This is a genomic window from Nocardiopsis sp. NPDC006198 (assembly GCF_040613895.1).
Classification (GTDB): Bacteria; Actinomycetota; Actinomycetes; order Streptosporangiales; family Streptosporangiaceae; genus Nocardiopsis; species Nocardiopsis tropica.
On the sequence record NZ_JBEXSY010000015.1, the window covers coordinates 75,497 to 100,186 of the forward strand.

A 24,690-nucleotide genomic window follows, 5' to 3' on the forward strand; every position below is an offset into this window, starting at 1 on the left:
CCGCCGGTCGGGACCGTCCGGCCTCGCAACCGGTACACAAGGAGGCGCTCATGTCGGATGCCGAGCGCGTGGTCGTCCTCGGCGGCCACGGCAAGGTCGCCCTGCTCACCGCACCCAAGCTCACGAGCGCGGGCTATTCCGTCGACTCGGCCATCCGGGACCCCGCCCAGAGCGCCGATGTCGAAGCCGCGGGAGGCAACCCCGTCGTGCTCGACATCGAGCGGGCGGACGTCGAGGCGCTCACGGAAGCCTTCGACGGCGCGCGGGCCGTGGTGTTCGCCGCCGGCGCGGGTGGGGGCGACCCCGCGCGCACCGCCAGGGTCGACCACGAGGCGGCCGTCCGCGCGATGAGGGCCGCCGAGAAGGCGGGCGTGAGGCGCTTCGTCATCGTGTCCTACGCGGGAGCCGGGGTCGATGTGGACAGGATCGACCCGGACAACCCCTTCTACGCCTACGCGAAGGCCAAGCACGACGCCGACGCGCACCTGAGGGGGACCGAACTGGACTTCACGATCCTCGGCCCCGGGAACCTCACCCTCGAACCGGCGACGGGGAAGATCCGGCTCGCGGACGCCGACGGCACGATCGACGGCCGGCAGCCGGGCGACGAGGGCCGCACCTCCCGGGACAACGTCGCCGAAGTGATCACCCACGTCATCACCGCGAACGCCGGCATCCGGCAGACCGTGAACTTCTACGACGGCCCGACACCGATCCCCGAGGCGCTCCCCTGAGCAAGGCCGACCAGGCGCGCAACCGCGGGAAACTCGGCTCCCGCGGCAGTCGGCCGCCGCGTCTCGACCCGGTCGACCACCGCGAGCGCCATGCGGTCGAGTGCGGAACCGACCGCCTCGAGAGGCACCGCGCGGTGGCCACGCTCTACGACGGGCCCGCGGTCCGATACGAGGCGGCCGTCCTCGTCCCGGCCGTCGACGCATGGCTGTGAACGGCCGGGCACGGGCTTGGCCGGAACCAGGCGTTCTGCTGTCGGCCGACACGGTCGCGGTTCCCATGGCACAGGGGACAGGATCGTCGCATGCAGCCGATCTTCGTTCTCGTGCACAGCCCGTCCGTGGGTCCCTCCACCTGGCAACCTGTGGCCGAACGCCTGACGGCGGCGGGCTACCGGGTGCGGGTGCCGTCCCTCCTGCACATCGGCGCCGGTGCTCCGCCCTTCTGGCCCCGCATCGCGGAGGCCGTCCGCGACGACCTGCGGCAGGTCCCGGCCGGCAGTCCCGTCACTCTGGTGGCACACAGCAACGCAGGCTTGTTCCTCCCGGTGATCCGCTCGAGCCTCGACCACCCGGTGACCGGTTCGGTCTTCGTCGATGCCGCACTGCCGGCACGGATCGGGCCGATACCCGTCGCCCCACCCGAGGTGCTGGAGTTCCTCCGCCCGATGGCTGCGAACGGCACGCTGCCACGCTGGACCGACTGGTGGGACGAGGCGGACATCGCCCCCATGTTCCCCGATCCGCTGGTGCGGCGGACCGTCACCGAGGAGCAGCCCACCCTGCCGCTGTCCTACTACGAGCAGCACATCCCGGTTCCCGACTCCTGGGACGACCATCCCTGTTCCTACTTGCAGTTCAGCCCTGCCTACGACGGCCTTGCCGCCAAGGCGCGTGAACGCGGCTGGCGCGTGGCGCGCCTGCCCGGCGCGCACCTCCATCAGCTCGTCGATCCCGCCGGCACAGCCGGGCACCTCGTTGAACTCGCCACGACGATGTGATCCACCTTCGATACACACGCCAGGACCCGCCGGCCCGACCAAACGCACCCCTGCCGGTTCACCGATTCTCCTGTCAGAGGTCAGGGTGCACGGGAACAATGGCTCCATGACATCACCGAAAGCACCCGTTCCGTCCCGCTCGGTCACCTTATCCGCCCTCTGCGCGTCCGCGGTCGTACTGACCCTGGCGGGCTGCGGCGGGCCGGCTCAGCCCCCTGAAGAGGTCCCGTCGGCCGGCGTCCCGTCAACGCCCCCGACCAGCCCCTCCACCTCCCCGTCAGCTTCCCCCTCCCCGGTCGCACCGTCCGACGGCACCGATCTGGCCGCCTGCTCCGACGGCGACTGCGAGGTGGAGGTGACCGCACCGGCAGAGGTCGGCCTCAACCCGGAGTTCGCCATCGACACCCTCACGATCGACTCGATCACGGACGGGTCGTTGGCGTTCACGATGACCAGCACCGCGGGCGAGGTGTCCTTCGGCTGCCAGAACAGTGACTCCGCGCCCTGCGACAGCAGCCTGCAAGGAACGTTCGGCCCCGGCGGCGCGGCCACGGGACAGGCGACCGGCGGACCCGGCGCGCAGGTCGGCCTCAACGACCTCGTCCTGGAGGTGGTGGACGTGAGCGGTGACAGCGCGATCATGCGGATCGTTCCGGCCTGAGCGCTCCCCCAAGCAAAGGGGAAACCACCCTGCGCCGGCTGCACGCTCGCCTGGAAACCTGACTCACAACCTCCGTGTCCGAGCTCGGTCCGAACTGCTCGGACACGGACCAGGTCGGTGTGGGTGAAATGGGCGCTGGCAGGGGTCGCAGCTCCGCGGTCAGGGTCGCCGGAAACGAAGGATGTCTGCACGCGACGCGTGATCAGCAGGACACCGCCGACACCGCCCCGGGCCTTGTCACCGGTGGCCGCTACTGTCAGGCCCTCCGGCGGAACAACCCGACCGCCGTCCAGCGCAGTCGTCGTCCGAAACGCCGGAACCGCCAGTGGGCCGGCCTCCGGGACCGACCTGTCCCACAGAGAGCCGGCATGCCCCGCACCACACCCCCGCGACCGGTCGACATCACCGCTGTCGTCCCCCGGCTGGCGCCGCTGGCGCGCACCACGACCCGGTTGCACCCCCGCCCCGGATCACCGTCCGTCCGCGACAGTTCGATCGGCGGTCCGCTGCTGTGGCCGACCGCCGAGCCGTGGCCGCACTGCGACGGCCCCCACGAGCGGGGCTTCGCGGTGGACATGTCCCTGGTGGACCTGAGGCTGGAACGGCTACGCGCCGCCGTGCGCGGCAGGAACAGGACCCCGCAGGAGCAGAAGACCCTCGGGCAGCTGGAGTCCCGGGCCTATCCGCTCACGAGCCCACCGATCGCGCCGCACCACGGTTCGGTGGCGATGCTGCCGCTCGCGCAACTGTACGCGCGCGACGTGCCCGACCTGCCCGCCCCGGCGGGGTCGGACCTGCTCCAGGTGCTGTGGTGCCCCTTCGACCACCCCCCGGACATGTTCATGCCCAGGACCGCGCTGGTCTGGCGGTCCTCGGCCGCGGTCACCGGCGTCCGTACCGAGCCCCCGGAACCGGCGGCGGTGCAGTACCCGGGCTACCTGCCCGAGCCGTGCCTGATCGAGCCGGAGCAGGTCACCGAGTACCCCAACCCCCTGGAGTTGGACAAGGACCTGCAGGAGCTGCTGGGACGGTGGAACACGTGGGAGGCGGCCGGCGCCGCTCCGGACAGCTCCTACGCGTCCGCCCCGGAGGAGTTCTACCACAGCGAGCTGTCCGTGGCGCCCGGCTGGAAGGTCGGCGGCTGGGCCCCGTGGGGCCCCACGGACCCCGTTCCCCGGTTCTGCCCCGCCTGCGGCACCGGGATGGACCCGCTCCTGACCGTCGCCACGTTCGAATGGGACAGCAGAGACCAGACTTGGGTTCCGCACGAGGAACAGGCCGCTGGGTCGTCCCACCGCTCCGGTCACCCCGGTCCGAGAATGCCGACCGCGGTCCAGATCGCCAGCGGCTACAAACAACAGCTCTACATCTGCCCGGCGGACCCGGAGCACCCGCACACCGAGCTGATGCAGTGAGCGCCCGGACGGCGGCCGCCCGCGCACCGCTGTCCGCGGCCCCGCTCCCGCCCGGGGAGGGGGCATCCGCCCCATGTCCACGGTCAACCCCGTGATCTGCGCTCTCGGCACGACGTCAGGAACCGTCGACTCCCACGGGAGAATGACCGTGTGATCGATCCCGGGACCATCGACCTGGCCGAGTTCCTGCACACCTGGTACGGCGCGCCCAGCAGACGCGCGGCACCGCTTCCCGATTCCTGCGACTGGCTCCCCGGTCCGCTGAAGGATTGGCACACTCTGGCCCGCCGGTGGGACACCCGGCTCACCCACACGACGTCGATGATTCCACCCGAGAAAATTCTTCCCACCGACGGCAAGGCCGTTTTCATGGTGGACTCGACGGCCGACTGGCGCTGGTGCATCGACCCGGACGAGCCGGACAGCGTCTTCGATGCCGAGGAGTACGACCCCGTGGAGAGGAACCCGGAACGGCTCGCGGACTTTCTCGTCCACAACACCGTCAGAGAAGCCGCCTTCGGCGCCGCCGCCAGGACGTGGGCGCCCGCGGTTCCCGACGAAGCGTTGCCGGAGATCCTCTCCCCCATGGAAGAAGTCGCGTTCGGCGCCTGGAAGTGGCCGGTGCCGGGCTGCAGGATCTTCCTGGGCGATGGTGCGCTCGCGGAGATCGTCGAGGTCGATCCCGACTCCGGGTGGGAGGTCCACGTGGCCGCGCCGGGCTTCGCTTCCCTGTCCCGCCTGGAGAACATATCCGGAGCACACTGGCGGACGCCTGGGGGCTCGCCGAGAACCGCCCCGAAGTGAGGCCGGGCGCCTGAAGCGCCGCAACGGTGCCGGCCGTCGTGGCCCGACGGTACTCACCGGATACCGCCTGCGAAACCCCTGCCGAACGGTGTGATACGTTCGAAAACTTTGTTCGCGCCGGAAGGAACTCCATGGACATGCCCTCCCCGCACCGCCGCTTCCTCGACGATGTGCTTCCCAGGATGCGGCAGGAGCCGAGAATTGCCGGCGTGGCCGTCGCGGGCTCGATCGCGGGAGGACTGTCCGACATCTACTCCGACGTCGATCTGGTCGTGGCCGTCGAGGACGAGGCGTTCGATTCCGTCATGGCCGAGCGCCTCACCCTGATCGGCTCGTGGACCGACCTCGTGGCGGGATTCACCGGGGAGCACGTCGGCGAACCCCGTCTGATCATCACTCTTGTCGGCCCGCCTCTTCTCCATGTCGACTTCAAGTTCGTCCGGGTCCGCGACTTCGCCGAGCGCGTCGAGGACCCCGCCATCCTGTGGGACCGGAACGGCGCCCTGGCGGATGTCCTCGCGGCGCACCCGCCCGCGACCGATCCGCTCGACCTCCAGTGGATCGAGGACCGGTTCTGGATATGGGTGCACTACGGTGCCACGAAGCTCGGCCGCGGAGAGTTGTTCGAGGTCATCGGCTTTCTCGGCTACCTGCGCGATGCCGTGCTGGGCCCGTTGGCCGCACAGCGCGCGGGAGCGCCGTCCCGCGGCGTCCGCCACCTCGAATCCGTCGCACCGGACGAGGCCCGGGAGCTGCGGGCGACGCTCTGCGGTCACGACGCCCACGAGGCCGGCCGGGCCATCCTCGCCACGGTCGACCTCTACCGACGCTGGCGCGACGACACCGGAGCCGCCCTCGACCACCGCCGCACCGCCGAACGGCTTGCCGTCCGCTACCTCCACGACGTCATCGGCCGGTCGGCCTGACCGAAGTGCTCCGGCGGGCCACCGAACGGGGATGCGTCGGATGCGGCCGCGACCTTCGCCGATGGACGGGTCCTGGCTCGGCCCGCAGCGGCTCGGCCCGCACCGGTCCAGATCCGTGCAGCCCAGCTCGTCGATGCGGAGCAGGTCCACCCGTCAGCCGGGGCCCCCGTTCACGAGACGGTCCAGAGCCCGGACCAGGGGGCGGCGGACGAGCCACGTCTCGGGGGTGTCGTCCGGACGCCAGTCCTCGGGCTGGTCGCTCTCGGTCCGGATCAGGGTCTCGAAGATCCCCTGGGGCTGGGAGAGGATGAACCGCAGAACGTTCCTCCGGTGGGAGTGGTCCATCTCCGAGATCTGGCGGACGACCCCGTCCTTGCCCTTCCAGACCTCTTCCTGGTCCAGGAGCATGATCCAGTGGTCCTCCGGGGCCCAGCTCGGCTGGTCCCTGCGCAGGAGATCGGCCCTGCGGACGTGCTCGGCAGCCTCCACCCTGCTGATCAGTGTCGGGTCGATCGCCCCCTCCAGCCCCGCCCGCCAGAAGTGCTCCCTGGCCTCGCGCTTGACCAGGACCGCCTCGTGCCAGTGCTTGCGGTGGGCGAGGCAGTCGGCCTGGTGGGTCAGGGCGTCCGCGTACCTTCGCCGGTACAGGGAAGGCCGGGCCGTCGCCAGCCGCCGGTACCGTTCGGCCGATTCCGCCGCCAGCGCGGCGGCCTCCGAGCACCGGTCGACACGCCGCAGCGTCGTCGACAGGTTTCCGAGCACCGCGGCCAGGTCGGCGGCGAAGGCCTCGGGGTTGACCCGTTCGAGCTCCCGCATGACCTGGCCGGCCTCCTCGAACCACCGCACGCTCTCCTGGGACTCGCGAAGGAAGTGCAGCACGGACGCGTAGGAGTTCAGGAGGCGGGCCAGCTCGGGTTCGTGGACACCGGGACGGAGCTCGACGGAACGGCGGAGGATCCCGATGGCCTCCTCCAGGACGACGGTCGCCTCGTCCCAGCGCCCGAGGGTCTCCAGGAGAACCCCCAGGTCGTTGAGGGCGTTCCCCAGCTCCGCCTCCTCCAAGGAGCCTTCGGGAGCCGTGCGGGCGCGCAGGAGCCGGACCGCTTCCAGCTGGTGGGACAGCGCGTCGTCCCACCGCCGGTCGAGCACGACCAGGTCGGCGGTCTGGCTCAGCGCCGTGGCGAAGTCGGAGGCGCGAGCACTCACGTCGTCGGCGGGCAGCTCCCGGTGGATCCTCACGGCCTCCTCGCCGGCGCTCAAGGCCTCCCTCCAGTTCCCCAGGTCCATGTGGTGCCGAGCCGACTGGGTCAGGGAACGGGCCAGTTCGGGTTCGTGGGCGCGGGCGTCCTTCACGGCGAGGGCCCTGTGGAGGTCGACCGCCCTCTCCGTCACCACCAGGGCCTCCTCGTGACGGCCTGCCCGGGACATCCTCAGGCCGAGCAGGCGGTACTCGCGTGCCTCCTCCGCCGGATCGTCGATCCTCTGCAGGCGTTCACCCGCGATGCGCTTGCCCAGCGCGGCGATACCGGCGTCCAGGTCGATCCGGCGGTGGTCCGGGAAGCATGCCTCGACGGACTCCAGCGTCTCCAGGGAGAGGTCCAGGAGCGCCAGCCCCGCGAGGCACTCGCCGCCGCCGGAGGTCGCGAGCGCGGGATCGCGTCCCAACAGGTCTTCGACGTGGCCCGCGACATGGGGCCACCGGTCGGGCGCGGCCGCCGCCACCAGGAAGGTCAACGCGCGCGGCAGATAGGTCGGGCGCCGGTCGGGGGCGGCCGTGTCGACGAGGAGGTCCACCGTGTACCGCCCCCAGGGCGAGGGCGGGTGCTCCGGGATGCCGTGCCCGGGCAGGGCGACCGCCAGCAGGTCCTCGGCGAAGCGGTCCGGATAGAGCGGTTCGAGTACCTTTTCCGGCTCCGCGGGCGGATAGCAGACGCTGTGGTCGGCCAGGAGTCGGTGCGGATCGGGAAAACCGAGGCGGTCGGCGACGGTCACGCCCTGGGAGTAGGGCAAGGCCCCGGTGAGCGCGGCCGTGAAGACCGACCGGTGCATGGTCCCCGGTGCCGTCGCGTAGTCCAGGCCCGCGGCGGCGTTCTCGTACAGGCGTGTCCAGTGCTCCCTTTCACGGTCCAGGAGGTAGGTCGACAGTCCTACGGCGTCCTCGGGCGGCCTGACCCCGTGGACGTGGGCGTCCACGGCCACCAGGGCGGCCATGTGCAGGGTGAGGACCGAACCGAATTCCGGATCGCCGATCCTGGCAGGCGCCGGAACGGCAGAGGGGTCGGACACCCCGTAGCGGCGCGCGAAGGAGTCCCGGGCGGCGGTGAACATCTCCTCGCGTTGAGAGGCGCCGTTCCGGACGGGTGGGAGTGCCAGACTCCGCGTGCGGGCGTGGAACGCCTTCTCCAGGCTGTGCCGGACCGGGCTCCACATGGCCGTCGACCGTGCGAGCAACAGCAGCCGGGTGGGCACCTCCGCGTGCAGCAGAGAGTTGCTGAGGAGCCAGTTCAGGTGCGTGAGCGGCCAGCGGTCGGCGTAGTCGACCACCAGGAGCAGCCCCCTGGCCCCCCGGAGGCCGAGATCCTGCCCTGCGTGGTCGGTCGAGACCGCCCCGGCGCCGTGGACGACCGTGACCACCTTCCACCCGTCGTCGAGCCCGCGGTCGGCGCACTCCATGGCCAGCCGCGTCTTGCCCTGCCCGCCGGGGCCGTGGACCCACAGCGCCGAGACCCGGGGGCCGTCGGCGTCCCTCCAGGCGGTGACGTCGGCGAGTTCGTCCGCGCGGCCGGTGAAGCCGACGACCCTGGACCGGGCGTCGAGCAGGTGGCCGGGGCGTTCGAGCGGGCCTCCCTCCTCGGGCGCTGTCGGGCGGCGGTGTTCGTGGAGCAGGTAGACGGGACCCGACTGCTGGTTGACGTGCATGTCGCCGTGGGCGACCGCGTAGGCGTAGCCGCCGTTCTCGGCGCTGACGACCTGCCGCACCGGGGGGACACGGTCGGCTGCGGAGTGCCGGTCCCGGCCTTCCTCATCCATCCAGCGGCCCTTCGGTGCCCCGGCTTTCGGGCCGTCCCGGGTCCGGGGGCAGCTGGTGGACGATGACGTTGCCGTGGAGCGCTCCGAAGACCTGGCCTCCGTCCCTGGCCGTGTTGTTCTGGACCGTCTGGGGCGCCTGACCCGTGGCGTTCCGGATCTCCGCCTCCAGGGCCCGGAGCTCCTCCGCGATCTCCGGGTTCTGTTCGAGCAGCAGACGCAGCCGGACCCGCCAGTGCGGCGCGAGGCCGGTACGCAGTTCGAGGGCGGTGTCGGCGTCGCTTCGGGCCAGCAGCTCCGCGTCCTCGTCCAGGCGCCTGGCGACGGCCTGCTGTTCCTCCTCCCCCTTCCTCCGGAAGAGCCGCACCACCCCGTCACGGGCGAGCGGCCATGCGTCGGTCGCCATGGCGTTGACCACCACGGCCACACCGTCCTTCACCAGGTCTTCAAACATCGACACCTCTGCGTGCTCGTTCAACGGGGTGGTCGGGGGAAGCCGCTCGCGCATCGGCGGCGGCCGTGTCGCAACGATCGCCTGTCCGACCGCGCGAGCGCGGTTCGAGGGCTCGGGCCGGGTCATGGACAGATCCCTTCTACCATCCCGCGGTGACACGGGAACGCCTTGCCGGCAAGGGCTCCTGTCCGCCACCGGCCGGGCGCCCACGATGCGTCCCGGTCGGCGCTCCCCACTATCGTCGTCGCGGCCCCTCTGCCCACCGGCAGATCGGCGCACCCTCATGACCGAGGTCCCCACGCGAACGCGGGCCCCCTCACCTCGCGCCTCGAACCCCTGACAGCCCTGTCCCCTGGAGGTCCCATGAACCTCATGCACCTGTTCCTGCTCCTCCCCCTCGGATGGTTCGTCCTGGTCGCCGTCAAACCCCGAGTGCACTGGTACGTCAGGGCCTGGGCCTACCGCGATCCCGAGGCCAACGAGCCCAGCGACACCGCTTTCGCGCTCTACCGGCTGGGCGCGGTGGTGATGGTCGTGCTCTGCCTGGTGGCGTGGGTGCAGGCCTTCGACCTGTCCGACTCGGACTCCGCCTCTCCACGCCAGGAGCGCTCCCCCTCGACCCCGGCCGGGGAGCTCGAGCCGGCCGACGCCGACACCCATCGCCTGACCACAGCGGCCTCCGACCAGGGGCGCATCAGCGGGTACAGCCAGGACGGTTCCGGGCTCGCGCTCTACGTCGTTCCGGGCGCCTGCACCGGAGGACAGGTCTTCGCCAGGGTGGTGCAGGAGGACGAGGAGACCGTCACCGTCAGCGCCACGATCTCCTCCAGCGACGTCTCCTGCGGCGGGGAACCCCGTGTCCTGCGTGCCCAGGTGAGGTCCGACGTGACGGTGGGCGAGCGGCAGGTCGTGGACGTGGACGGCGAGCCGGTCTGGCCGTGCGAGGAGAACTGCTCCTGAACCCGCAGCGGACCGGACGCCGGGCGCCGCGCCCGGCGCTCCGCAGGGAACAGCCTGCCCTCTGCCACCGCCCATGTGCCCGCGCGGGCACGGTGCGTAGGTACAGGCGACCCACTGGGGCCGGGTGTCCGGCTCCGCCGAGGCAGAGGGCCGCGGCACCCGGGTACGGCTACTCATGTGCGTGACCGCGCCCCTGGCCAGACTGGGCGCATGGCATACACCGCACCGGCCGCCTTCCTGGACCGTCACCCCTGGCTCGCGTTCCCCCTGTGGGTCGTCGGGGTCCTCGTACTGGGAGGCGGCGCCTTCGTCCTGGTCATGGGCGCGTACATGGCCACGGCCAACGGCGCGCACCCCTGGGACGGACCGCTGCTGTCCATCGCCCTGTACCTGCTCTACGCCGCCCTGCCGGTGTCGTTCCTGTACATGATGCTGGTGCTGGAGGGGTACCGTACGCGCCGCGGCACCCGCATCGTGGGCTGGCTGCTCCTGGCCCTGGTGTGCGTCGTGTACGCGGCGGTGATGACCTCCGCCGCCCTGGAACCCCTGTAACCGGGCCCCGTCCCGACCGCGTCACAGGCACGGACCCGTGTGCGCTTGCCCCCTCACGGCTGTGCCGGGCCGGTGGTCCCCGGCCGTGACCCCCGTGCCGGTCAGCTGTCGATCCCCTCTGTCCCGTTCCGGTTTTACCGGAGGCTCTGGCATGTACCGGCTCCGCCTCGCGGTGACCCCGTGTGATGGCCCGATCAGGCGAGTCCCCGCGCGACAGGCCGGGGCTTCTCGCCTTCGTGCTACCATTACCGGCGCAGAGACAACCCGGTCGGCTGCGGGACCAGAAATGGGAGGTGAGTTGATGTCTGCGGTGAAGGCCGCTGCCCTGTGCAGCGCCCGTTGGACCATCCTCACGTCCCGGGCCCCGGTCTGACCTGACGCTGATCCCCCTGTCGGAGCCCTGACGGCCCACAGGAGGCAGCACTCCGTGCTCATCGGGGCCCCTGTTCAAGGGTCTCTACGTTGTCTCCATCCCTTTCGCATCATGCTCAGCCGTACTCCCTGGCGGACTACGGCTGGGACCAGGCGTGCGAGCACGCCTTCGCCCCCCGTCGCGCCGACGGGCTGATCCCGGCCCGCATCGTCCGGGCCGACCGCGGCTCGTGCGAAGCCGTCACCGACACCGGAACCGTCCGCGCGGACCTTCCCGGCACCGCGGACCAGAGCGATCCGCTGACGGCACCGTGCACCGGCGACTGGGCGGCCCTGCGCCCCCTCACCGGCGCCGCACCGCTCCTGCACGAGGTCCTGGAGCGACGCACCACCCTGGTGCGCGCCTCGGCCTCACGGACCTCGCACGGCCAACTCCTGGCCGCCAACGTCGACACCGTCGTGGTGACGGTCTCCCTGGCCGCACCGCTCAAGCACGGCCGCACCGAACGCATGCTCGCCCTGGCATGGGAAAGCGGCGCCCAGCCGGTCGTGGTCCTGACCAAGGCCGACGCGTGCGCGGACCCGGCCTCGGCGCAGGAACAGGTGTCACAGGTGGCCGCCGGTGTGGACGTGCTGGTCACCAGTGCCCGGACCGGGCAGGGCCTGGACGTCCTGACCGCCGTCCTCGACGGCACCATCGTTCTGCTCGGCCCCTCCGGGGCGGGCAAGTCCACCCTGGGCAACCGGCTGCTGGGCCAGGACCTGCTGGCCACCGGCTCCGTGCGTGAGGCGGACGGCAAGGGACGGCACACCACTTCCTGGCGGGAGCTGCTCCCGCTGCCCGGCGGAGGCGTGCTGCTGGACACCCCCGGCCTGCGGGCGATCGGCCTGCACGACGCCCAGGGCGGCCTGGAACAGACCTTCGCCGAGATCGAACACCTCGCACAGGAGTGCCGGTTCGCCGACTGCTCCCACACGAGCGAACCGGGCTGCGCGGTGCTGGCCGCCGTCGAGGCGGGAGAGATCCCCCACCGCCGTTTGGACAGCTACCACCGGCTACTCCGGGAGAACGCCTACGCCGCCTCCCGCACCGACGCCCGGTTGCGCGCCGGCCGCGAGGCCACCAAGAAGGACATCACCCGGCACTTGCGTGCCACCTACCGGTTCCGGGAGCGCCAGCAGTGAAGGACACCGACAACACCCACCAGGGCGCCGGCGACGACCTGGTGACGCAGGCGCTCCTGTCCCTGCACCACGACCTGCCCCGGCAGGGCCCGGGGTCGGACGCCACCACGCGCCGCATGCTCAAGGCTGTCGGGCCGCTGCCCGAGCACCCGCGGGTGCTCGACGCGGGCTGCGGACCCGGCCGCTCCGCCCTGCTGCTCGCCGAAGAGGCCGGCGCCCGCGTGCTCGCGGTCGACCTGCACCAGCCGTTCCTGGACAGCCTCGCTGCCGAGGCGGCCCGCCGGGGCCTGGGCGAGCAGGTCAGGGTCCTCAACTGCTCGATGGACACGCTGCCCGTCCCCGATCACAGCTTCGACCTGATCTGGGCCGAGGGATCGGTGTACACCATCGGCTTCGACCATGCCCTGCGCTCCTGGCGACGCCTGCTGGCTCCCGACGGCGTCCTGGCCCTCACCGAGATCGAATGGACCGGGTCCGCCCCGGCCGCTGCGGCGCGCGCCTACTGGGAGGCGGTCTACCCGCTGCGCACCCACGCCGCCAACGTCGCCGCCGCGCGGGCGGCCGGCTATGAGGTGCTCGCGCACTGGCCGCTGCCCGAAAGCGACTGGTGGGACGAGTACTACACGCCCCTCACCCAGCGCATCGCCCGAGCGGACCCGCAGCACCCCGGTATGCCGGAGGCACTGGCCGCACACCGGGCAGAGATCGACATGCGGCGCCGGTACGGCAGCGACTACGACTACGCCACCTACCTGCTCCGCCCCCACGACGACACCGAGAACGGAACCATGACCACCTGGACCACCCGCCCCGAGACCACCGACGACACCCCCGCCATCCGCGACATCCTCCTGGCGGCCTTCCCCACCGCCGCCGAGGCCGACATCGTCGACGCCCTGCGCGCCGACCCCCGGGCGTGGATCGAGGGCCTGTCGATGGTCACCACGACCTCTGAGGGCACCCCGGTCGGGTACGCCCTGCTCAGCCGCTGCCACGTCGACGGCGAGCCCGCCCTCGCCCTGGCCCCGTGCGCGGTGGCGCCCTCCGCCCAGCGCACCGGGGCCGGTTCGGCCGCGATTCGCGCGGCCCTGGGCGCCGCCCAGGTCATGGGCGAGAACCTCGTCCTCGTCCTGGGCCATGCCGACTACTACCCGCGGTTCGGCTTCACCCCGGCCTCCCGCTTCGGTATCCGGGCTCCCTTCGAGGTGCCCGACGAGGCCATGATGGCCATGGCCCTGGACGGTGCCCGCCCCGTCCCGACCGGCACCATCGGCTACCCCGCCGCGTTCGGGGTCTGACCCCTCCCGCGCCCCCGGGGGACTCCCCCTGGGGGCGCGGCCCCTGCAATGCGTGTTTCCAGAAGTGGAAAACGGGGGCTGCTTCGGGAAGACCAGGCCATATCAGGATGACCAAGGTCTCGACAGCCCTTGCATCCCTCCCCGCCAAAGAGGACATGACCCCCGATCCCACCCGGGCTCGTTCAAGTTCCGTGGTTGCGTAGACCGTCGCGTTCGGACTGATATGTCCGGATGCAGCAACAGGCACGGGGACCCGTGATCATTGTGGTGTCGAAGCCAAATGATCCCGAAGGCCTCCCGTGCCTGCCCTCTCACTGTCCCGTATCCCCGCAGTGCCCGCCAGACTCGGCCCGCTGGACACCAAGGCCATCACTGACCCGCGCCCTTTCCTGGACACCGTTCCCGACAACCGCTCCCCGCAGGGCCGCCGGTACTCCCTGACCAGCATTCTGCCCATCTGCGCGTGCACCACCATCTCCGGCGCCAAGAGCATCGACGAGCTCGCCGAACAGGGCCAACACACCCACGAGAGCCTCCCGGCCGCGATCGGGGTACGACCCCAACCGCTCACATGGCGCCTCTCACCCTCCGTACCCATCATCGACCGCGTCCTGGGCAATATCGACGGCGACGCACTCGACGCCGCCATCGGCGCCTACCTCGCTGAGCGGCACCAGAGCGCCAACACCAACGAGACCCGCCACTTCCGCCCCCTCCTAAGCGGGCTCGACCTGGCTGGACACGTGGTCACGTTCGCCGGGGACGCCTCCACCGTCCACACCGGGAGCGCGCCACGCGCGATGGCCACCTTCCGAAACCTGGCCATCGGCGTCCTCAAGACCCTCGGGGCGGACAATATTGCCAAGACAATCCGCGCGATCCGGGACCTACCCGAACACGCTCTGCCGTTCTTCGGGATCGGCTGCGAACCCGACCCCTCGGGAACCTGAACGAGCCCTGGCCTGGGCACGGTCCTGTGTGGCGGGGAAGTATGCGTGAAGCGGTCACCACTACGCGAGAGAACTCCGCCCGTATTCGGTGACCTCGAATGCGAGAGCCGTGAACTTCTCAGGTCAGGGCCAACGAGATTCTCAAGACCGTGTCGGCCCTCCTCGCGTCAGTGCCACGTCCCACCAGTTCATCAGAGCCGTTCCGGCACCGGGCCCGGCAACGGAGAAGCACCCTGGGGCCGCAGCCCGTCGAAGAGGATGACGAGGTGACGCCGCCATGAATCTGGAGTTTGTTCCGTTCGGAGACCGACCGTGTGAACGAGAGCGCAGAGAATCAAAAGGATATCGGCCCCAGTGACGTCAGAGCGGATTCCACCGGCTTCCTGGGCACGGTCGACCAACGCATTGGTTCTCACATGCAGCTGATTCCTACACTCGGCCACTGTTGAATCTCCTTCCGTGACCGCCTGCAAGAACACGAGATCCTGGTGATGCAACTGTTCCGCCGCCACAGTCAGGAACTCCAGCAACGCACCCGTGGGATCAGCGGATTCCAGCAGCTCTCCCGCGACGGCGCCGAGCGAGACGAAATGACCGCCGACGACCACGGCGACCAGTTCCTCCTTCGTGGCGAAGTGTCGAAAAACGGTCCCCTTCGCCACGCCCGCACGGCGAGCGATATCCGCGATCGAGGCATCCATGCCCCGCTTGGCGAACTCCTCCTCCGCGGCGGCGAGGAGGAGTTCTCGGTTTCGCGCCGCGTCTGAGCGCAGTGAACGGGCAGCCAGGGTCATGCACACCATCCTATCAAGTTGACCAGTCGGTCATCTTGTGATCCACTGTCGGCTTAAGATGACCGATCGGTCATCATCTGCCTCGCGGGGCAGCCCGCAAGCCCAGATCGGACAAGGACGCCATGCAGCTGCAAGGATCCACAGCCCTCGTCACCGGCACCAATAGCGGGATGGGGCGCCACTTCGCCATCGAACTCCTGCGTCGCGGGGCGAAGGTCTATGCCACGGCTCGCCGCCCGGAGCTTGTCGATATCCCTGGTGCCGAGGTGCTCTACACCGACATCACCGACCAAGCATCCGTCGAAGCCGCCGCCGCGGTCGCCACCGACGTCGACCTGCTGATCAACAATGGCGCCTACATGGGAATCGGAAACCTTGTCAGCGGAGACCTCAATGTAGTCCGACAGCTCATGGAAACGCACTACTTCGGCACACTTTCCATGATCCGAGCGTTTGCCCCAGTGCTGGCCAGAAATGGCGGCGGTGCCATCCTCAACGTCCTGTCAGCGGTGGCTTGGACCACTGTCGAGAGCAACACCGCCCTCGCCGCCGCCAAATCCGCGCAGTGGGGACTTACCAACGGTGTGCGGGTGGAGTTGGCGCCCCAGGGAACTCTAGTGGCTGCCTTCGTCCCCGGGCTCGTGGCCAGCGAAACCCTGAAAGAAGCCATGAAGGCTTCCGGGTTCGCTCTCCCCGAGGATCCGATGATCGAACCGGACTACCTCGTTCGACTGGCACTGGACGGAATCGAGGCAGGGGAGGTCGAGATCCTTGACCGCTTCGGAGCCGAAGCGAAGGCAACCCTCTCGGGCCCTCCGCGCACCTTCGACCTGACAGCGCTGACATAGCCATGGCATAGGTCTAACCCCTTCCCCCGAGAAGCTTTCGTCGTCGGCGAGCTCGTCGATGCTCTTGGCGCCGGAGATGGTGGTGCACGCGCAGATGGGCAGAATGCTGGTCAGGGAGTACCAGCGGCCCCGCAACGGTTGTCGGAAACGGTGTCCAGGAAAGGGCGCGGGTCAGTGATGGCCTTGGTGTCCAGCGGGCCGAGTTCGGCGGGCACTGCGGGGATACGGGACAGCGAGAGGGCAGGCACGGGAGGCCTTCGGGATCATGTGGCTTCGACACCACCATGATCACGGGTCCCCGTGCCTGTTGCTGCATCCGGACATATCAGTCCGAACGCGATGGTCTACGCAACCACGGAACTTGAACGAGCCCTGCGATCCCACCGCCCGATTATTGGTTTTTTTGGCAGCCTGAAAAATTCCAGCAAATAGAGTCTCCAAACAGATTCCAGGCAGGTTGCCGTAAAAACAGCCCTGACAGTCGTTTCCTACGTCGGTCCTGATGTATTCGAAGCGCCGACCTTCCTGTACGTGTCCGTCGCCCGAGTACTCTGCTCCCGGTCCGCTGCGGTGATCCACGCTGTTGTACAGGACACGGCAGGTGGTGGCGGCTTCCGCGCCGGAGAAGGCGGGAGGCGGTGCGGACGACGGTGAAGGCTCGCAGGGACGCGGCCACCCGCGATGGGGCGGTCGCCCGTACCGTCGCCCCGCGGGTAGGACGGCGAGCCCTTGGGCGACCGGCCTGTCGCTCCGTATCGACGGGCCCTCCCGGCAAGCCAGGAGACGAGCACCGCATCGGCTGGACACAGGCACGGGTCCCGACGGGCAGCCGGCCGGCGAATCCGCGGAGAACGTGCCCTGAGCGGGAGGTGCGCCCACGGCGCCCGTGCGCGCGGGCGCAGCGGTCCTGACACCGGGGACCGGTCGGACGCCCGATCCCGCGAAGGTTCCGCTGAAAGGGGGATCGGTGAGTCCTGGCTGAGGTTTCCCCGAGCCGCGAGCATGGACGCCATCGCCACCTCCCCGCACGGCCGGCGGTTCCCCCGCCCGGCCTTCCCGGTATTCGCACAGGCCCGCACGTCAGGACGCACACGTCAGGAGTCGCCATGCCTCCCACCGAACCATCGCGAGAACGTCCGCGCCCCGCGCCGGGGACGTCCCGCCGGCAGTCCCCCGGTAGCGCCGGTGCGGCCACGGCGGCGGGCGCCGTGCCGACCGTGGCCGAGAACGCCGCGGCCGTGGCGCCCGTCGGCGAGAACCCGGTCGAGGTGACCCTGCGGGTGAACGGCAGCCGGGTCCGGCTGGAGACCGACCCGCGGGCGACCCTGCTCGACACCCTGCGTGACCGGCTCGCGCTGACCGGCACCAAGAAGGGCTGCGACCGCGGTCAGTGCGGTGCTTGCACGGTCCAGGTCGACGGCAGGCGGGTGCTGTCGTGCCTGACGCTGGCGGCGGCCCTGGACGGCGCCAGAATCACGTCGATCGAGGGTCTGGCCGACGGCGACGAGCTGCACCCCGTGCAGCAGGCCTTCATCGACCACGACGGCTTCCAGTGCGGTTTCTGCACCCCCGGACAGATCATGTCGGCGGTGTCCCTGGTCGAGGAGGGGCGGACCGGCTCGGACGAGGAGATCCGGGAGCACATGTCGGGCAACATCTGCCGGTGCAGTGCGTACCCGTTCATCGTGGACGCCGTCAGGTCCGTCCGCGGGAAGGTGGGCTGATGCGTCCCTACGACTTCACCCGCCCCGGGTCGGTCGGTGCGGCCCTGGGCGACGCCCACGAGGCCAGTGCCTTCCTCGCGGGCGGCACCACCCTGGTGGACCTGATGAAGCTCGAGCTGATGACCCCTTCCCGCGTGGTGGACATCAACCGGCTGCCACTTCGCGGTATCACCGTCGATCGCGGCGGTCTGCACGTGGGCGCGCTGGAGCGGATGAGCGACGTCGCGGACCACCAGGACGTCCGATCCCGGTACCCGATGATCAGCCAGGCACTCGAGCTCAGCGCCTCACCCCAGATCAGGAACATGGCGAGCATGGGCGGCAACCTGCTGCAACGCACGCGGTGCGGCTACTTCCGCGACCTGACGACAGCCTGCAACAAGCGCGAGCCCGGCAGCGGCTGCGCCGCGCTGACCGGTCACAACCGGATGCACGCGGTGCTGGGCACGAGCGACGCGTGCGTCGCCACGCACCCGAGCGACGTCGCGGTGGCACTCGTCGCCCTCGACGCCCGGGTGCACCTGGAGAGCCTCCGGGAGAAGCGCACCGTCGCGCTGGCGGACTTCTACCGGCTGCCCGGCCACACCCCGCAGGTCGAGAACGAGCTGCGGGCCGGCGAGCTGCTCACCGGGCTGACCGTGCCGCCGCTGCCGTGGGCGTCCAGGTCGGCCTACCTCAAGATCCGGGACCGCCAGTCGTACGAGTTCGCCCTGGCGTCCGTCGCCGTCGCGCTCGACCTCGACCGCGGCACGATCCGCGGCGCACGCGTCGCCGCCGGCGGGGTGGGCACCCGCCCCTGGCGGCTGGAGGCGGTGGAACGGGCGCTCGTCGGCAGGCCGGCCGTCCTCGCGACGTACGAGGCGGCCGCCGCACCGGCGGGCGAGGACGCACGCACGCTCCCCCACAACATGTTCAAGCCGGCCCTGCTCCGCCGCACGCTGGTGCGCGCCCTCGTCGCCCTGGGAGGCCGGTCGTGAGCACCCCGATCGGAAGTGACGTCGCCCGCGTCGACGGTCGGCTCAAGGTGACCGGCGCCGCGCGCTACACGGCTGACCACCCCGTCGACCGCGCCGCCGCCGCCCACGTCGTGGTGAGCGCGATCGCCCGCGGCCGTGTCCGGGCGATGCACGTCGACGAGGCCCGGAGGCAACCGGGCGTGATCGCGGTCTACACCCCGCTCGCTCCGCTGCCGATCCACGCCGTGCCCGGCTTCGGCGAGAACTACGCGCCGCTGCAGGACCGGGAGGTGCGCTTCCGCGGGCAGATCATCGGCCTGGTGGTGGCGGAGACCGCGGAACAGGCCCGGGACGCGGCCGCACGGGTCACCGTCGAGTACGAGGAAGCGCCGGCCCGGACCTCCCTCTCCGCGGGGCTTCCGGGCCTGCCCTCGCCCGGCATGTCGCCGGACGGTCCGTCGCCCGACCCGATCCTGCTCGCGCCGGGCGTCGACACGATCGACGACGCGCTCCGGGCGAGCGCGGTCGTGGTGGAGACCACCGTGGAACAGGAGGCGCAGAGCCATGTCGCGATGGAACCGCACGGCATCACGGCGGTGTGGCAGGACGACGACCTCACCGTCTACTCGGGTTCTCAGGCACCCCAGATGTACGCCATGCTGCTCGCGACCCGCATCGGGATCCCCCCGGACCGGGTCCGGGTGGTCAGCTCCTTCGTCGGCGGGGGCTTCGGGAGCCGGGTGCCGGTCTGGAGCGAGGCCGCGCTCGCCGCGGTGGCGGCCCGGGAGCTCGCCCGCCCCGTCCGGCTCGCCCTCACCCGGGAGCAGAGCATCGTGCTGTCCGGGCACCGGCCGATGATGACCCAGCGGGTCCGGCTCGGCGCCGACCGGGACGGCACGCTCAACGCGGTGTCCCACGAGAGCGCCGCCGAGTTGCCCGCTGTCGGCGGCTGGCCCGAGATCCCCGCGACGGAGACGACCGGCGTCCTCTACCGCACCCGCAACCTGGCGATCGACCAGCGGTTGGTCACCATGGACACCCCGCCCACGTGGGCGATGCGGGCACCGAACGAGGCGCCGGGCGCGTTCGCGCTCGAGACCGCGATGGACGAGCTCGCCGTCGCCCTGGACATGGACCCGCTCGAGCTGAGGCTGCGCAACTACACGACGACCGTGCCCAGCAGCGGGCAGGCGTGGACGAGCAAGCGCCTCGACGAGTGCTACCGCATCGGGGCGGAACGCTTCGGCTGGGAGGACCGGGACCCGGTCCCCGGCTCCCGCGTCGACGGCGACTGGCTGATCGGCGTCGGCATGGCGAGCGCGGTCTACCCCGCGCACGCGGAACCGTGGCCGGTGCGGATGCAGCTGCGCGACTCCGGGACCGTCGTGGTGTCGGCCTCGACGCCCGACATCGGGACCGGAACGTACACGGTGGCCTCGATCGTCGCCTCCGACGCGCTCGGTGTGCCGATCGAACGGGTCACGGCCGAGCTCGGCGACTCCGCCCTGCCCGCAAGCGCCCCCGCGGCCGGCTCCCGCGCCGCCGGCGCCCTGGCCCCGGCGATCCAGTCGACCTCGCGGGTACTGATCGCCGCCCTGCTGGACCTGGCCGTCCGGACGGAGGGGTCGCCCTTCCGAGGGCTCGACCCGTCCGCCCTGACCTACCGGGAGGGGCGGGTCGAGGCGGGCGCGGACTCGGCCTCGTTCGCCGAGCTGCTCGGGATGGCCCGGCTGCCCGCGGTCGAGGCCACGACACCGGTGGCCGAGCCCTCCGCCGCGCAGCTCGCAGCGCACGGCTTCGGTGCGCACTTCTGCGAAGTACGGGTCAACCGCTTCACCGGCGAACCCCGGGTCAACCGGTTCACGAGCGTCTTCGACGTCGGACGGGTGCTCAGCGCCCGCACGGCGCGCAGCCAGTTCGTCGGCGCCGTCGTCTTCGGCATCGGCGGCGCGCTGCTGGAGGCGAACCCGGTGGAGGAGAGCGGGCGCTTCGCCGCGGGGAACCTGGGCGACTACCTGGTGGCCGTGAACGCCGACGTCCCCCGGATCGACGTGACGTGGCTCGACTACTCCGACACCGCCTTCAGTCCCACCGGGGCTCGCGGTCTCGGCGAGCTCGGCACCGTCGGCAGCGCCGCCGCGGTCGGGAACGCGGTCTTCAACGCCACCGGCATCCGGGTCCGCGACCTGCCGATCACCCTCGACAAGCTGATCGGCCGAGGGGAGACCGGCGCCCTCCACCGCGTGTGACGAGGCCGTCCCGGCGGGTTCGGCACGACGGCCGACAGGCTGGAGGGGAGACCGGACCCGCCCCGGACGACCGTTCGACGCGGACGTGCCCACACCGACCCGCGACCACCCCCGCAGCCGTCCTCTCGGGGGTGGTCGCGCCCGTTCGTCCGGCGGTGACGCCCGTGCCCGGCTTCGCCGCTCTCGGCCGGACGCCCCGCACCGGGACCGCACTGCCCGGTCAACGGCGCAAGCCCCCGGCGGCTGCTGAGCACGGTGGCGGACGCCGGGTCATCGTGGCCCCGTCACCGCGCGCCCCGGTCCGGAAGCTCCACCCGCCCGCCGAGGCTCCGGGGTCCACACGTCATCGGAGAGGAGAGATCTCCGTGTTCTCATCGGGCCAGCCGTCCTGGACCAGCGGAGGACAGGACAGGTTCCTCGAGAGCATGGAGACGAGGAATTCGGTGATCCCCATGTCGAACACGTACCACCGGCTTGTATCTCCCACCACGATCCCCCACTTCCGAGGATCGTCCGAGGAGGTGTGCCAGTACAGGCTGTATGCCACGTCGGTCGTTCCGAATCTCAGCAGGTCGTCGAAGTAGACGAACTCGCCCTCGATCTCCAGGCGGGTGAACCCGACTCCGCTGCCACTGAAGAAACCGACCTTCCCCCCGGTCGCCCGCCCCAGATCCTCCCGGTCCCCCGCACGGACCCGCACAATGGCGGCAGGACCCAGGACACCGAAGCCGTCATCCAGGGCGAAGGGGCCGAAATGATCGTGCAGAGCCTTGTAGTCCTCGGGGAAGACGACCCCGGATTCCGCCTCCAAGGCGTTCCAGTCAGCAGGGCCTTCCCCTGACTCAGCCCCGGGGAACCTCTCTTTCATCCACTGCAGATGGTTCATGGAATCTCCTCAGAACGACGCGGGACTCTTCGCTCATCGCCGTGCCTGCGGGTGAGCTCGACAACGAAGGCATCGCCGCCCGTGTCGGGTTGGACCGGTGGGCCCTGCCCCCGGGCTACCGGCCGACCGCGGGCGAACCCGACCCCTCGGGCGCGACCGGCGCGGCGGTCCGGTCGCGTACCAGCATGATCGCGGGCACCGCGGCGAGGACGAAGAGCACCCCCGCCATGGCGACGTAGAGGTACACGCCGGCCGCCGTGCTCACCGGGGCGCCGTCGGCCGAGGTCCCGGCGATCCGGGTCGCCTTGAGCACCTCTCCCCCGGCGAAGTTGAAGACGACCGAGCCGAGGGCGAGCACGACCGACACCAGTCCGGCGACCGTGCCCTGCCGCTCGGGCGCCTCGATGCCGGTCGCCAGGTTGTAGCCGGAGGCGCCGATCGCGCCGGCGGCCATGCCGACCATGGCTCCGCAGGCGATCGCGACCGGGAGCACCGATACCCCCGCCAGCATCGCGAAGGTCGCCACCGCCCCGACGGCGATGCCGCCGAGGAGGGGCAGTGCGGGGCCGAACCGCCCGGCGATCCATCCGGCGCACGTGCCGCCGACGACGATGCCGAGGTTGGGCGCGGCGAGCAGCACGGCGACCGCCTCCCCGTGGCCCAGCCCGTAACCGAGCCCCAGGTCGGGGGGCACCTGGGCGATGATCCCCGTCAGCTGGAGCATGCTGCGGAAGGATCCCGCCGCCAGGACCAGGGCCAGCAGCGTGAGCAGGATCGGTCGGCTGAGGGCACGGATGTCGATGACGGGCTCCTCGACCCGCAGCGCGAGGAACGCCCAGCCGGCGAGCGCGGCGGCTCCCGCCGCCAGCAGCGCGACCGTGCCCCCGGACAGCCATCCGAGGTCACTTCCGAGGCTGATGTAGGCGAGTACCGCGCCGAGGCCGCCGCCGAGCAGGAGCGCCCCGCCCACGTCGATCCGGCCGGTGCCGCGGATCGGCGACTCCGGGATGAAGGAGCGCACGCAGAGCGCGGCCGCCGCTGCGAGCAGTGCCGCCGCGACGAACACGCTGCGGTGGCCGAACGCCTCGATGACCGGCTGCATCAGGAACGGCTCGGCGATGCCGACGACCGCGGAGCCGGACGTCACGATCCCGACCACGGCCATCGCCACACCCGGGGTGCAGATCTGGCGGACGAGGGCCACCGTGATGAAGACGGCGGCGAAGGCTGCGCCTTGGAGGAAGCGCCCCGCCAGGAAGACCCACACGTTGGGGGCGGCGAGGCAGACCAGCGCTCCCGCGCAGGCCAGGAGCAGGGTGCCGACGAGTACCCGGCGCTGCCCGAAGATGTCGGAGCTCTTCGCGAGCAGCGGCGACCAGATGGCCCCGGCCAGCATCGCGCTCGCGTTCAGCCATGCGGCCTGGTCGGTGTCGAAGTGGGCCAGCAGCTGGGGCAGGACCATCATGGGCGAGCCGATGGCCACGTCTGCCAGGACGTTGGCGAGGGTGAGGACGGCCGCCCAGAGGAGGAGCCGCTTGCTCCAGCGGTGCTCCTGGGCGCCCGGGGCGGGCGTTGCCGGCGTGTCTTTCACTGTGGGTTCTCTCCAGTGCATGGGGGCGGGGGCCCGGCGGAGGGCACGAGGCGCGGGCGGCGGGGCCGGTCCGGGCAGCGGTGCCCCCGGGCGCCGGTCGTCCTGCGCCGGTTTCAGGGGGCGCCGGCGCCGGAGGCGCGCAGCACCTCGTTGCGGGCGGCGATGTCTTCCCAGGTGGCGGGCAGCATGCGGTCGCGGCCGCTGTGGACGCGGCCCTGGGCGAAGGTGACGTAGGGGCGCTGCCGGGCCTCGTACCGGGCGAACGCGGCGGTGTGGTCGCCGCCGCTCCGTTCGAGTTCCTCGGCGAGGAAGCGGGCGCCGGTGAGCGCGAGCGAGGTGCCCCGGCCGGACAGGTAGGCGGGGCTGTACCCGGCGTCCCCGACGAGGGCGACGCGGCCGCGGTGCCAGGAGGGCAGGTGGATCTGGCTCGCGGAGGTGAGGTAGAAACCGGGGTCGGCGCGGGCGGCGTCGAGCAGTTCCGGGATCCGCCACGACCGGTGGCCGGCGAAGGCGTCGAGGAGGATCTTCTTCTGGGCGTCCGGGTCGCGGTGATCGTGGTCGATCGGGTCCGAGCGGAACTGGAAGACCGCGACGGCCCTGCCCTTGTACCGGAAGATGCCCGCCATCCGGCCGGGGACGTTGTGGATCGGGTTGATGCCCCCGGCGTCGGCCTCTCCGGGGAGGGCGGCGAGGGCGAAGTAGACGCCGAGGTGCCGCAGGTGGTCCTTCTCGGGTCCGAACACTAGCCCGCGGACGGCGGAGTGCTGGCCGTCGGCCCCGAGCACCAGGTCGTACCGGCCGGTGCGGCCCGAGGCGAAACGCACGTCGACGCCGCTTCCGTCGTCGTTCAGCGCCTGGATCGAGTCGCCGAAGCGGATCGCCGCGGTGTCCGGGAGCGCGTCGGCGAGGATGCGCACGAGGTCCTCGCGGAGGAGTTCGATGTCGTCGTCGGAGTCGTTGATCTGCGCCAGCGGGAGCGGGGCCACCGGCTCACCGGTGCTGTCGACGAACTGGGCGAGCTCGGACATCCGGATCCGCTGCTTCCGGATCGTGGCGAGCAGTCCCATCCTGTCCGCGGCCTCGATCGCGTCACCGCGGATGTCGACGGGTGTTCCTGTGAGCCGGAGGTGGTGGGCGTACTCGACGAGGGTGACGTCGTGGCCGCGGGCGCCGAGTCCGAGGGCGCAGGCGAGCCCTGCGACACCGGCTCCGGAGACGAGGATGTTCACGTGTGCGCTCCAGGTTTCGCTGGGGTGGGTGTGCGAACCGCGGAGCAGGGCGGTCGTCGTCCGGGCCGCTGCCACGG

21 protein-coding genes and 1 pseudogene are annotated in these 24,690 nt (G+C 71.1%); 16 read left to right on the top strand and 6 right to left on the bottom strand.

What is annotated here, in order from left to right; translation table 11 throughout:
- The first annotated feature begins 50 nt into the window (after window positions 1-50).
- The 6 genes from ABZ234_RS13130 to ABZ234_RS13155 all read left to right on the top strand — a co-directional run bounded on the left by ABZ234_RS13130 (window position 51) and on the right by ABZ234_RS13155 (window position 5,538).
- The gene (locus ABZ234_RS13130) at window positions 51-734 is read left to right on the top strand and encodes an NAD(P)H-binding protein (protein ID WP_355012144.1); all 684 of its coding nucleotides are present in this window, start codon (window positions 51-53) and stop codon (window positions 732-734) included.
- Window positions 735-1,036: 302 nt separating this feature from the next.
- Window positions 1,037-1,732 carry an alpha/beta hydrolase gene (locus tag ABZ234_RS13135; protein WP_355012145.1) on the top strand — a complete coding sequence of 232 codons (696 nt, stop codon included), beginning with the start codon at window positions 1,037-1,039 and terminating at the stop codon, window positions 1,730-1,732.
- A 355-nt stretch (window positions 1,733-2,087) separates the two neighbouring features.
- Window positions 2,088-2,393 (top strand): hypothetical protein, encoded by a 306-nt coding sequence (locus ABZ234_RS13140; protein WP_355012146.1) that lies wholly within the window; start codon window positions 2,088-2,090, stop codon window positions 2,391-2,393.
- 368 nt (window positions 2,394-2,761) lie between these two features.
- Complete coding sequence (locus tag ABZ234_RS13145; RefSeq protein WP_355012147.1) at window positions 2,762-3,808, top strand: hypothetical protein; 1,047 nt, start codon at window positions 2,762-2,764, stop codon at window positions 3,806-3,808.
- Window positions 3,809-3,958: 150 nt separating this feature from the next.
- Entirely contained in the window at window positions 3,959-4,612 is a 654-nt protein-coding gene (locus tag ABZ234_RS13150; protein WP_355012148.1) for a hypothetical protein, read from the top strand.
- A gap of 131 nt (window positions 4,613-4,743) precedes the next feature.
- A complete protein-coding gene (locus tag ABZ234_RS13155) occupies window positions 4,744-5,538 on the top strand; it encodes a nucleotidyltransferase domain-containing protein (protein ID WP_355012149.1) in 795 nt (264 codons plus the stop codon).
- A 153-nt stretch (window positions 5,539-5,691) separates the two neighbouring features.
- Here the strand turns inward: ABZ234_RS13155 and ABZ234_RS13160 are convergent, their stop codons facing one another.
- Both ABZ234_RS13160 and ABZ234_RS13165 read right to left on the bottom strand, forming a co-directional pair.
- Window positions 5,692-8,568 (bottom strand): tetratricopeptide repeat protein, encoded by a 2,877-nt coding sequence (locus ABZ234_RS13160; protein ID WP_355012150.1) that lies wholly within the window; start codon window positions 8,566-8,568, stop codon window positions 5,692-5,694.
- Complete coding sequence (locus ABZ234_RS13165) at window positions 8,561-9,145, bottom strand: hypothetical protein (RefSeq protein ID WP_355012151.1); 585 nt, start codon at window positions 9,143-9,145, stop codon at window positions 8,561-8,563. The genes ABZ234_RS13160 and ABZ234_RS13165 overlap by 8 nt, the downstream gene beginning before the upstream one ends.
- A gap of 237 nt (window positions 9,146-9,382) precedes the next feature.
- Between ABZ234_RS13165 and ABZ234_RS13170 the strand changes: the two genes are divergently transcribed.
- The 6 genes and pseudogenes from ABZ234_RS13170 (at window position 9,383) to ABZ234_RS13195 (ending at window position 14,336) form a co-directional block, all read left to right on the top strand.
- Window positions 9,383-9,979, top strand: a complete 597-nt coding sequence (locus ABZ234_RS13170; protein WP_355012152.1) for a hypothetical protein — start codon at window positions 9,383-9,385, stop codon at window positions 9,977-9,979.
- A gap of 210 nt (window positions 9,980-10,189) precedes the next feature.
- Complete coding sequence (locus ABZ234_RS13175) at window positions 10,190-10,531, top strand: hypothetical protein (RefSeq protein ID WP_355012153.1); 342 nt, start codon at window positions 10,190-10,192, stop codon at window positions 10,529-10,531.
- 462 nt (window positions 10,532-10,993) lie between these two features.
- Window positions 10,994-12,088, top strand: a complete 1,095-nt coding sequence (rsgA, locus tag ABZ234_RS13180) for a ribosome small subunit-dependent GTPase A (protein ID WP_355012154.1) — start codon at window positions 10,994-10,996, stop codon at window positions 12,086-12,088.
- 116 nt (window positions 12,089-12,204) lie between these two features.
- Window positions 12,205-12,609, top strand: a pseudogene (locus ABZ234_RS13185) (class I SAM-dependent methyltransferase); the annotation flags it as partial.
- Window positions 12,610-12,876: 267 nt separating this feature from the next.
- Window positions 12,877-13,386: an N-acetyltransferase gene (locus ABZ234_RS13190; protein ID WP_355012199.1), complete on the top strand. Its 510-nt coding sequence runs from the start codon at window positions 12,877-12,879 to the stop codon at window positions 13,384-13,386.
- A gap of 299 nt (window positions 13,387-13,685) precedes the next feature.
- Window positions 13,686-14,336: a transposase family protein gene (locus ABZ234_RS13195; protein WP_355012155.1), complete on the top strand. Its 651-nt coding sequence runs from the start codon at window positions 13,686-13,688 to the stop codon at window positions 14,334-14,336.
- A 191-nt stretch (window positions 14,337-14,527) separates the two neighbouring features.
- Here the strand turns inward: ABZ234_RS13195 and ABZ234_RS13200 are convergent, their stop codons facing one another.
- Complete coding sequence (locus tag ABZ234_RS13200) at window positions 14,528-15,130, bottom strand: helix-turn-helix domain-containing protein (RefSeq protein WP_355012156.1); 603 nt, start codon at window positions 15,128-15,130, stop codon at window positions 14,528-14,530.
- 122 nt (window positions 15,131-15,252) lie between these two features.
- On the opposite strand from ABZ234_RS13200, the gene ABZ234_RS13205 reads away from it, so the two are divergent.
- The 4 genes from ABZ234_RS13205 to ABZ234_RS13220 all read left to right on the top strand — a co-directional run bounded on the left by ABZ234_RS13205 (window position 15,253) and on the right by ABZ234_RS13220 (window position 20,907).
- Window positions 15,253-15,978: an SDR family NAD(P)-dependent oxidoreductase gene (locus ABZ234_RS13205; RefSeq protein ID WP_355012157.1), complete on the top strand. Its 726-nt coding sequence runs from the start codon at window positions 15,253-15,255 to the stop codon at window positions 15,976-15,978.
- Window positions 15,979-17,195: 1,217 nt separating this feature from the next.
- A complete protein-coding gene (locus ABZ234_RS13210) occupies window positions 17,196-17,702 on the top strand; it encodes a (2Fe-2S)-binding protein (RefSeq protein ID WP_355012158.1) in 507 nt (168 codons plus the stop codon).
- The gene (locus tag ABZ234_RS13215) at window positions 17,702-18,679 is read left to right on the top strand and encodes a xanthine dehydrogenase family protein subunit M (protein ID WP_355012159.1); all 978 of its coding nucleotides are present in this window, start codon (window positions 17,702-17,704) and stop codon (window positions 18,677-18,679) included. The genes ABZ234_RS13210 and ABZ234_RS13215 overlap by 1 nt, the downstream gene beginning before the upstream one ends.
- Window positions 18,676-20,907, top strand: a complete 2,232-nt coding sequence (locus tag ABZ234_RS13220) for a xanthine dehydrogenase family protein molybdopterin-binding subunit (RefSeq protein ID WP_355012160.1) — start codon at window positions 18,676-18,678, stop codon at window positions 20,905-20,907. The genes ABZ234_RS13215 and ABZ234_RS13220 overlap by 4 nt, the downstream gene beginning before the upstream one ends.
- A gap of 343 nt (window positions 20,908-21,250) precedes the next feature.
- Here ABZ234_RS13220 and ABZ234_RS13225 read toward each other — a convergent pair whose 3' ends face one another.
- The 3 genes from ABZ234_RS13225 to ABZ234_RS13235 form a co-directional block, all read right to left on the bottom strand.
- A complete protein-coding gene (locus tag ABZ234_RS13225) occupies window positions 21,251-21,793 on the bottom strand; it encodes a hypothetical protein (RefSeq protein ID WP_355012161.1) in 543 nt (180 codons plus the stop codon).
- A gap of 115 nt (window positions 21,794-21,908) precedes the next feature.
- Window positions 21,909-23,384, bottom strand: a complete 1,476-nt coding sequence (locus ABZ234_RS13230) for an MFS transporter (RefSeq protein ID WP_355012162.1) — start codon at window positions 23,382-23,384, stop codon at window positions 21,909-21,911.
- A gap of 113 nt (window positions 23,385-23,497) precedes the next feature.
- Window positions 23,498-24,613 carry an FAD-dependent monooxygenase gene (locus ABZ234_RS13235; RefSeq protein ID WP_355012163.1) on the bottom strand — a complete coding sequence of 372 codons (1,116 nt, stop codon included), beginning with the start codon at window positions 24,611-24,613 and terminating at the stop codon, window positions 23,498-23,500.
- Window positions 24,614-24,690 lie beyond the last annotated feature (77 nt).

Coding starts and splice junctions, on each gene's coding strand:
- ABZ234_RS13190 (WP_355012199.1), top strand. CDS start 12,877: ATGACCACCTGGACCACCCGCCCCGAGACCACCGACGACACCCCCGCC.
- ABZ234_RS13155 (WP_355012149.1), top strand. CDS start 4,744: ATGGACATGCCCTCCCCGCACCGCCGCTTCCTCGACGATGTGCTTCCC.
- ABZ234_RS13215 (WP_355012159.1), top strand. CDS start 17,702: ATGCGTCCCTACGACTTCACCCGCCCCGGGTCGGTCGGTGCGGCCCTG.
- ABZ234_RS13160 (WP_355012150.1), bottom strand. CDS start 8,568: ATGGATGAGGAAGGCCGGGACCGGCACTCCGCAGCCGACCGTGTCCCC.
- ABZ234_RS13145 (WP_355012147.1), top strand. CDS start 2,762: ATGCCCCGCACCACACCCCCGCGACCGGTCGACATCACCGCTGTCGTC.
- ABZ234_RS13175 (WP_355012153.1), top strand. CDS start 10,190: ATGGCATACACCGCACCGGCCGCCTTCCTGGACCGTCACCCCTGGCTC.
- ABZ234_RS13130 (WP_355012144.1), top strand. CDS start 51: ATGTCGGATGCCGAGCGCGTGGTCGTCCTCGGCGGCCACGGCAAGGTC.
- ABZ234_RS13205 (WP_355012157.1), top strand. CDS start 15,253: ATGCAGCTGCAAGGATCCACAGCCCTCGTCACCGGCACCAATAGCGGG.
- ABZ234_RS13200 (WP_355012156.1), bottom strand. CDS start 15,130: ATGACCCTGGCTGCCCGTTCACTGCGCTCAGACGCGGCGCGAAACCGA.
- ABZ234_RS13170 (WP_355012152.1), top strand. CDS start 9,383: ATGAACCTCATGCACCTGTTCCTGCTCCTCCCCCTCGGATGGTTCGTC.
- ABZ234_RS13165 (WP_355012151.1), bottom strand. CDS start 9,145: ATGACCCGGCCCGAGCCCTCGAACCGCGCTCGCGCGGTCGGACAGGCG.
- ABZ234_RS13135 (WP_355012145.1), top strand. CDS start 1,037: ATGCAGCCGATCTTCGTTCTCGTGCACAGCCCGTCCGTGGGTCCCTCC.
- ABZ234_RS13225 (WP_355012161.1), bottom strand. CDS start 21,793: ATGAACCATCTGCAGTGGATGAAAGAGAGGTTCCCCGGGGCTGAGTCA.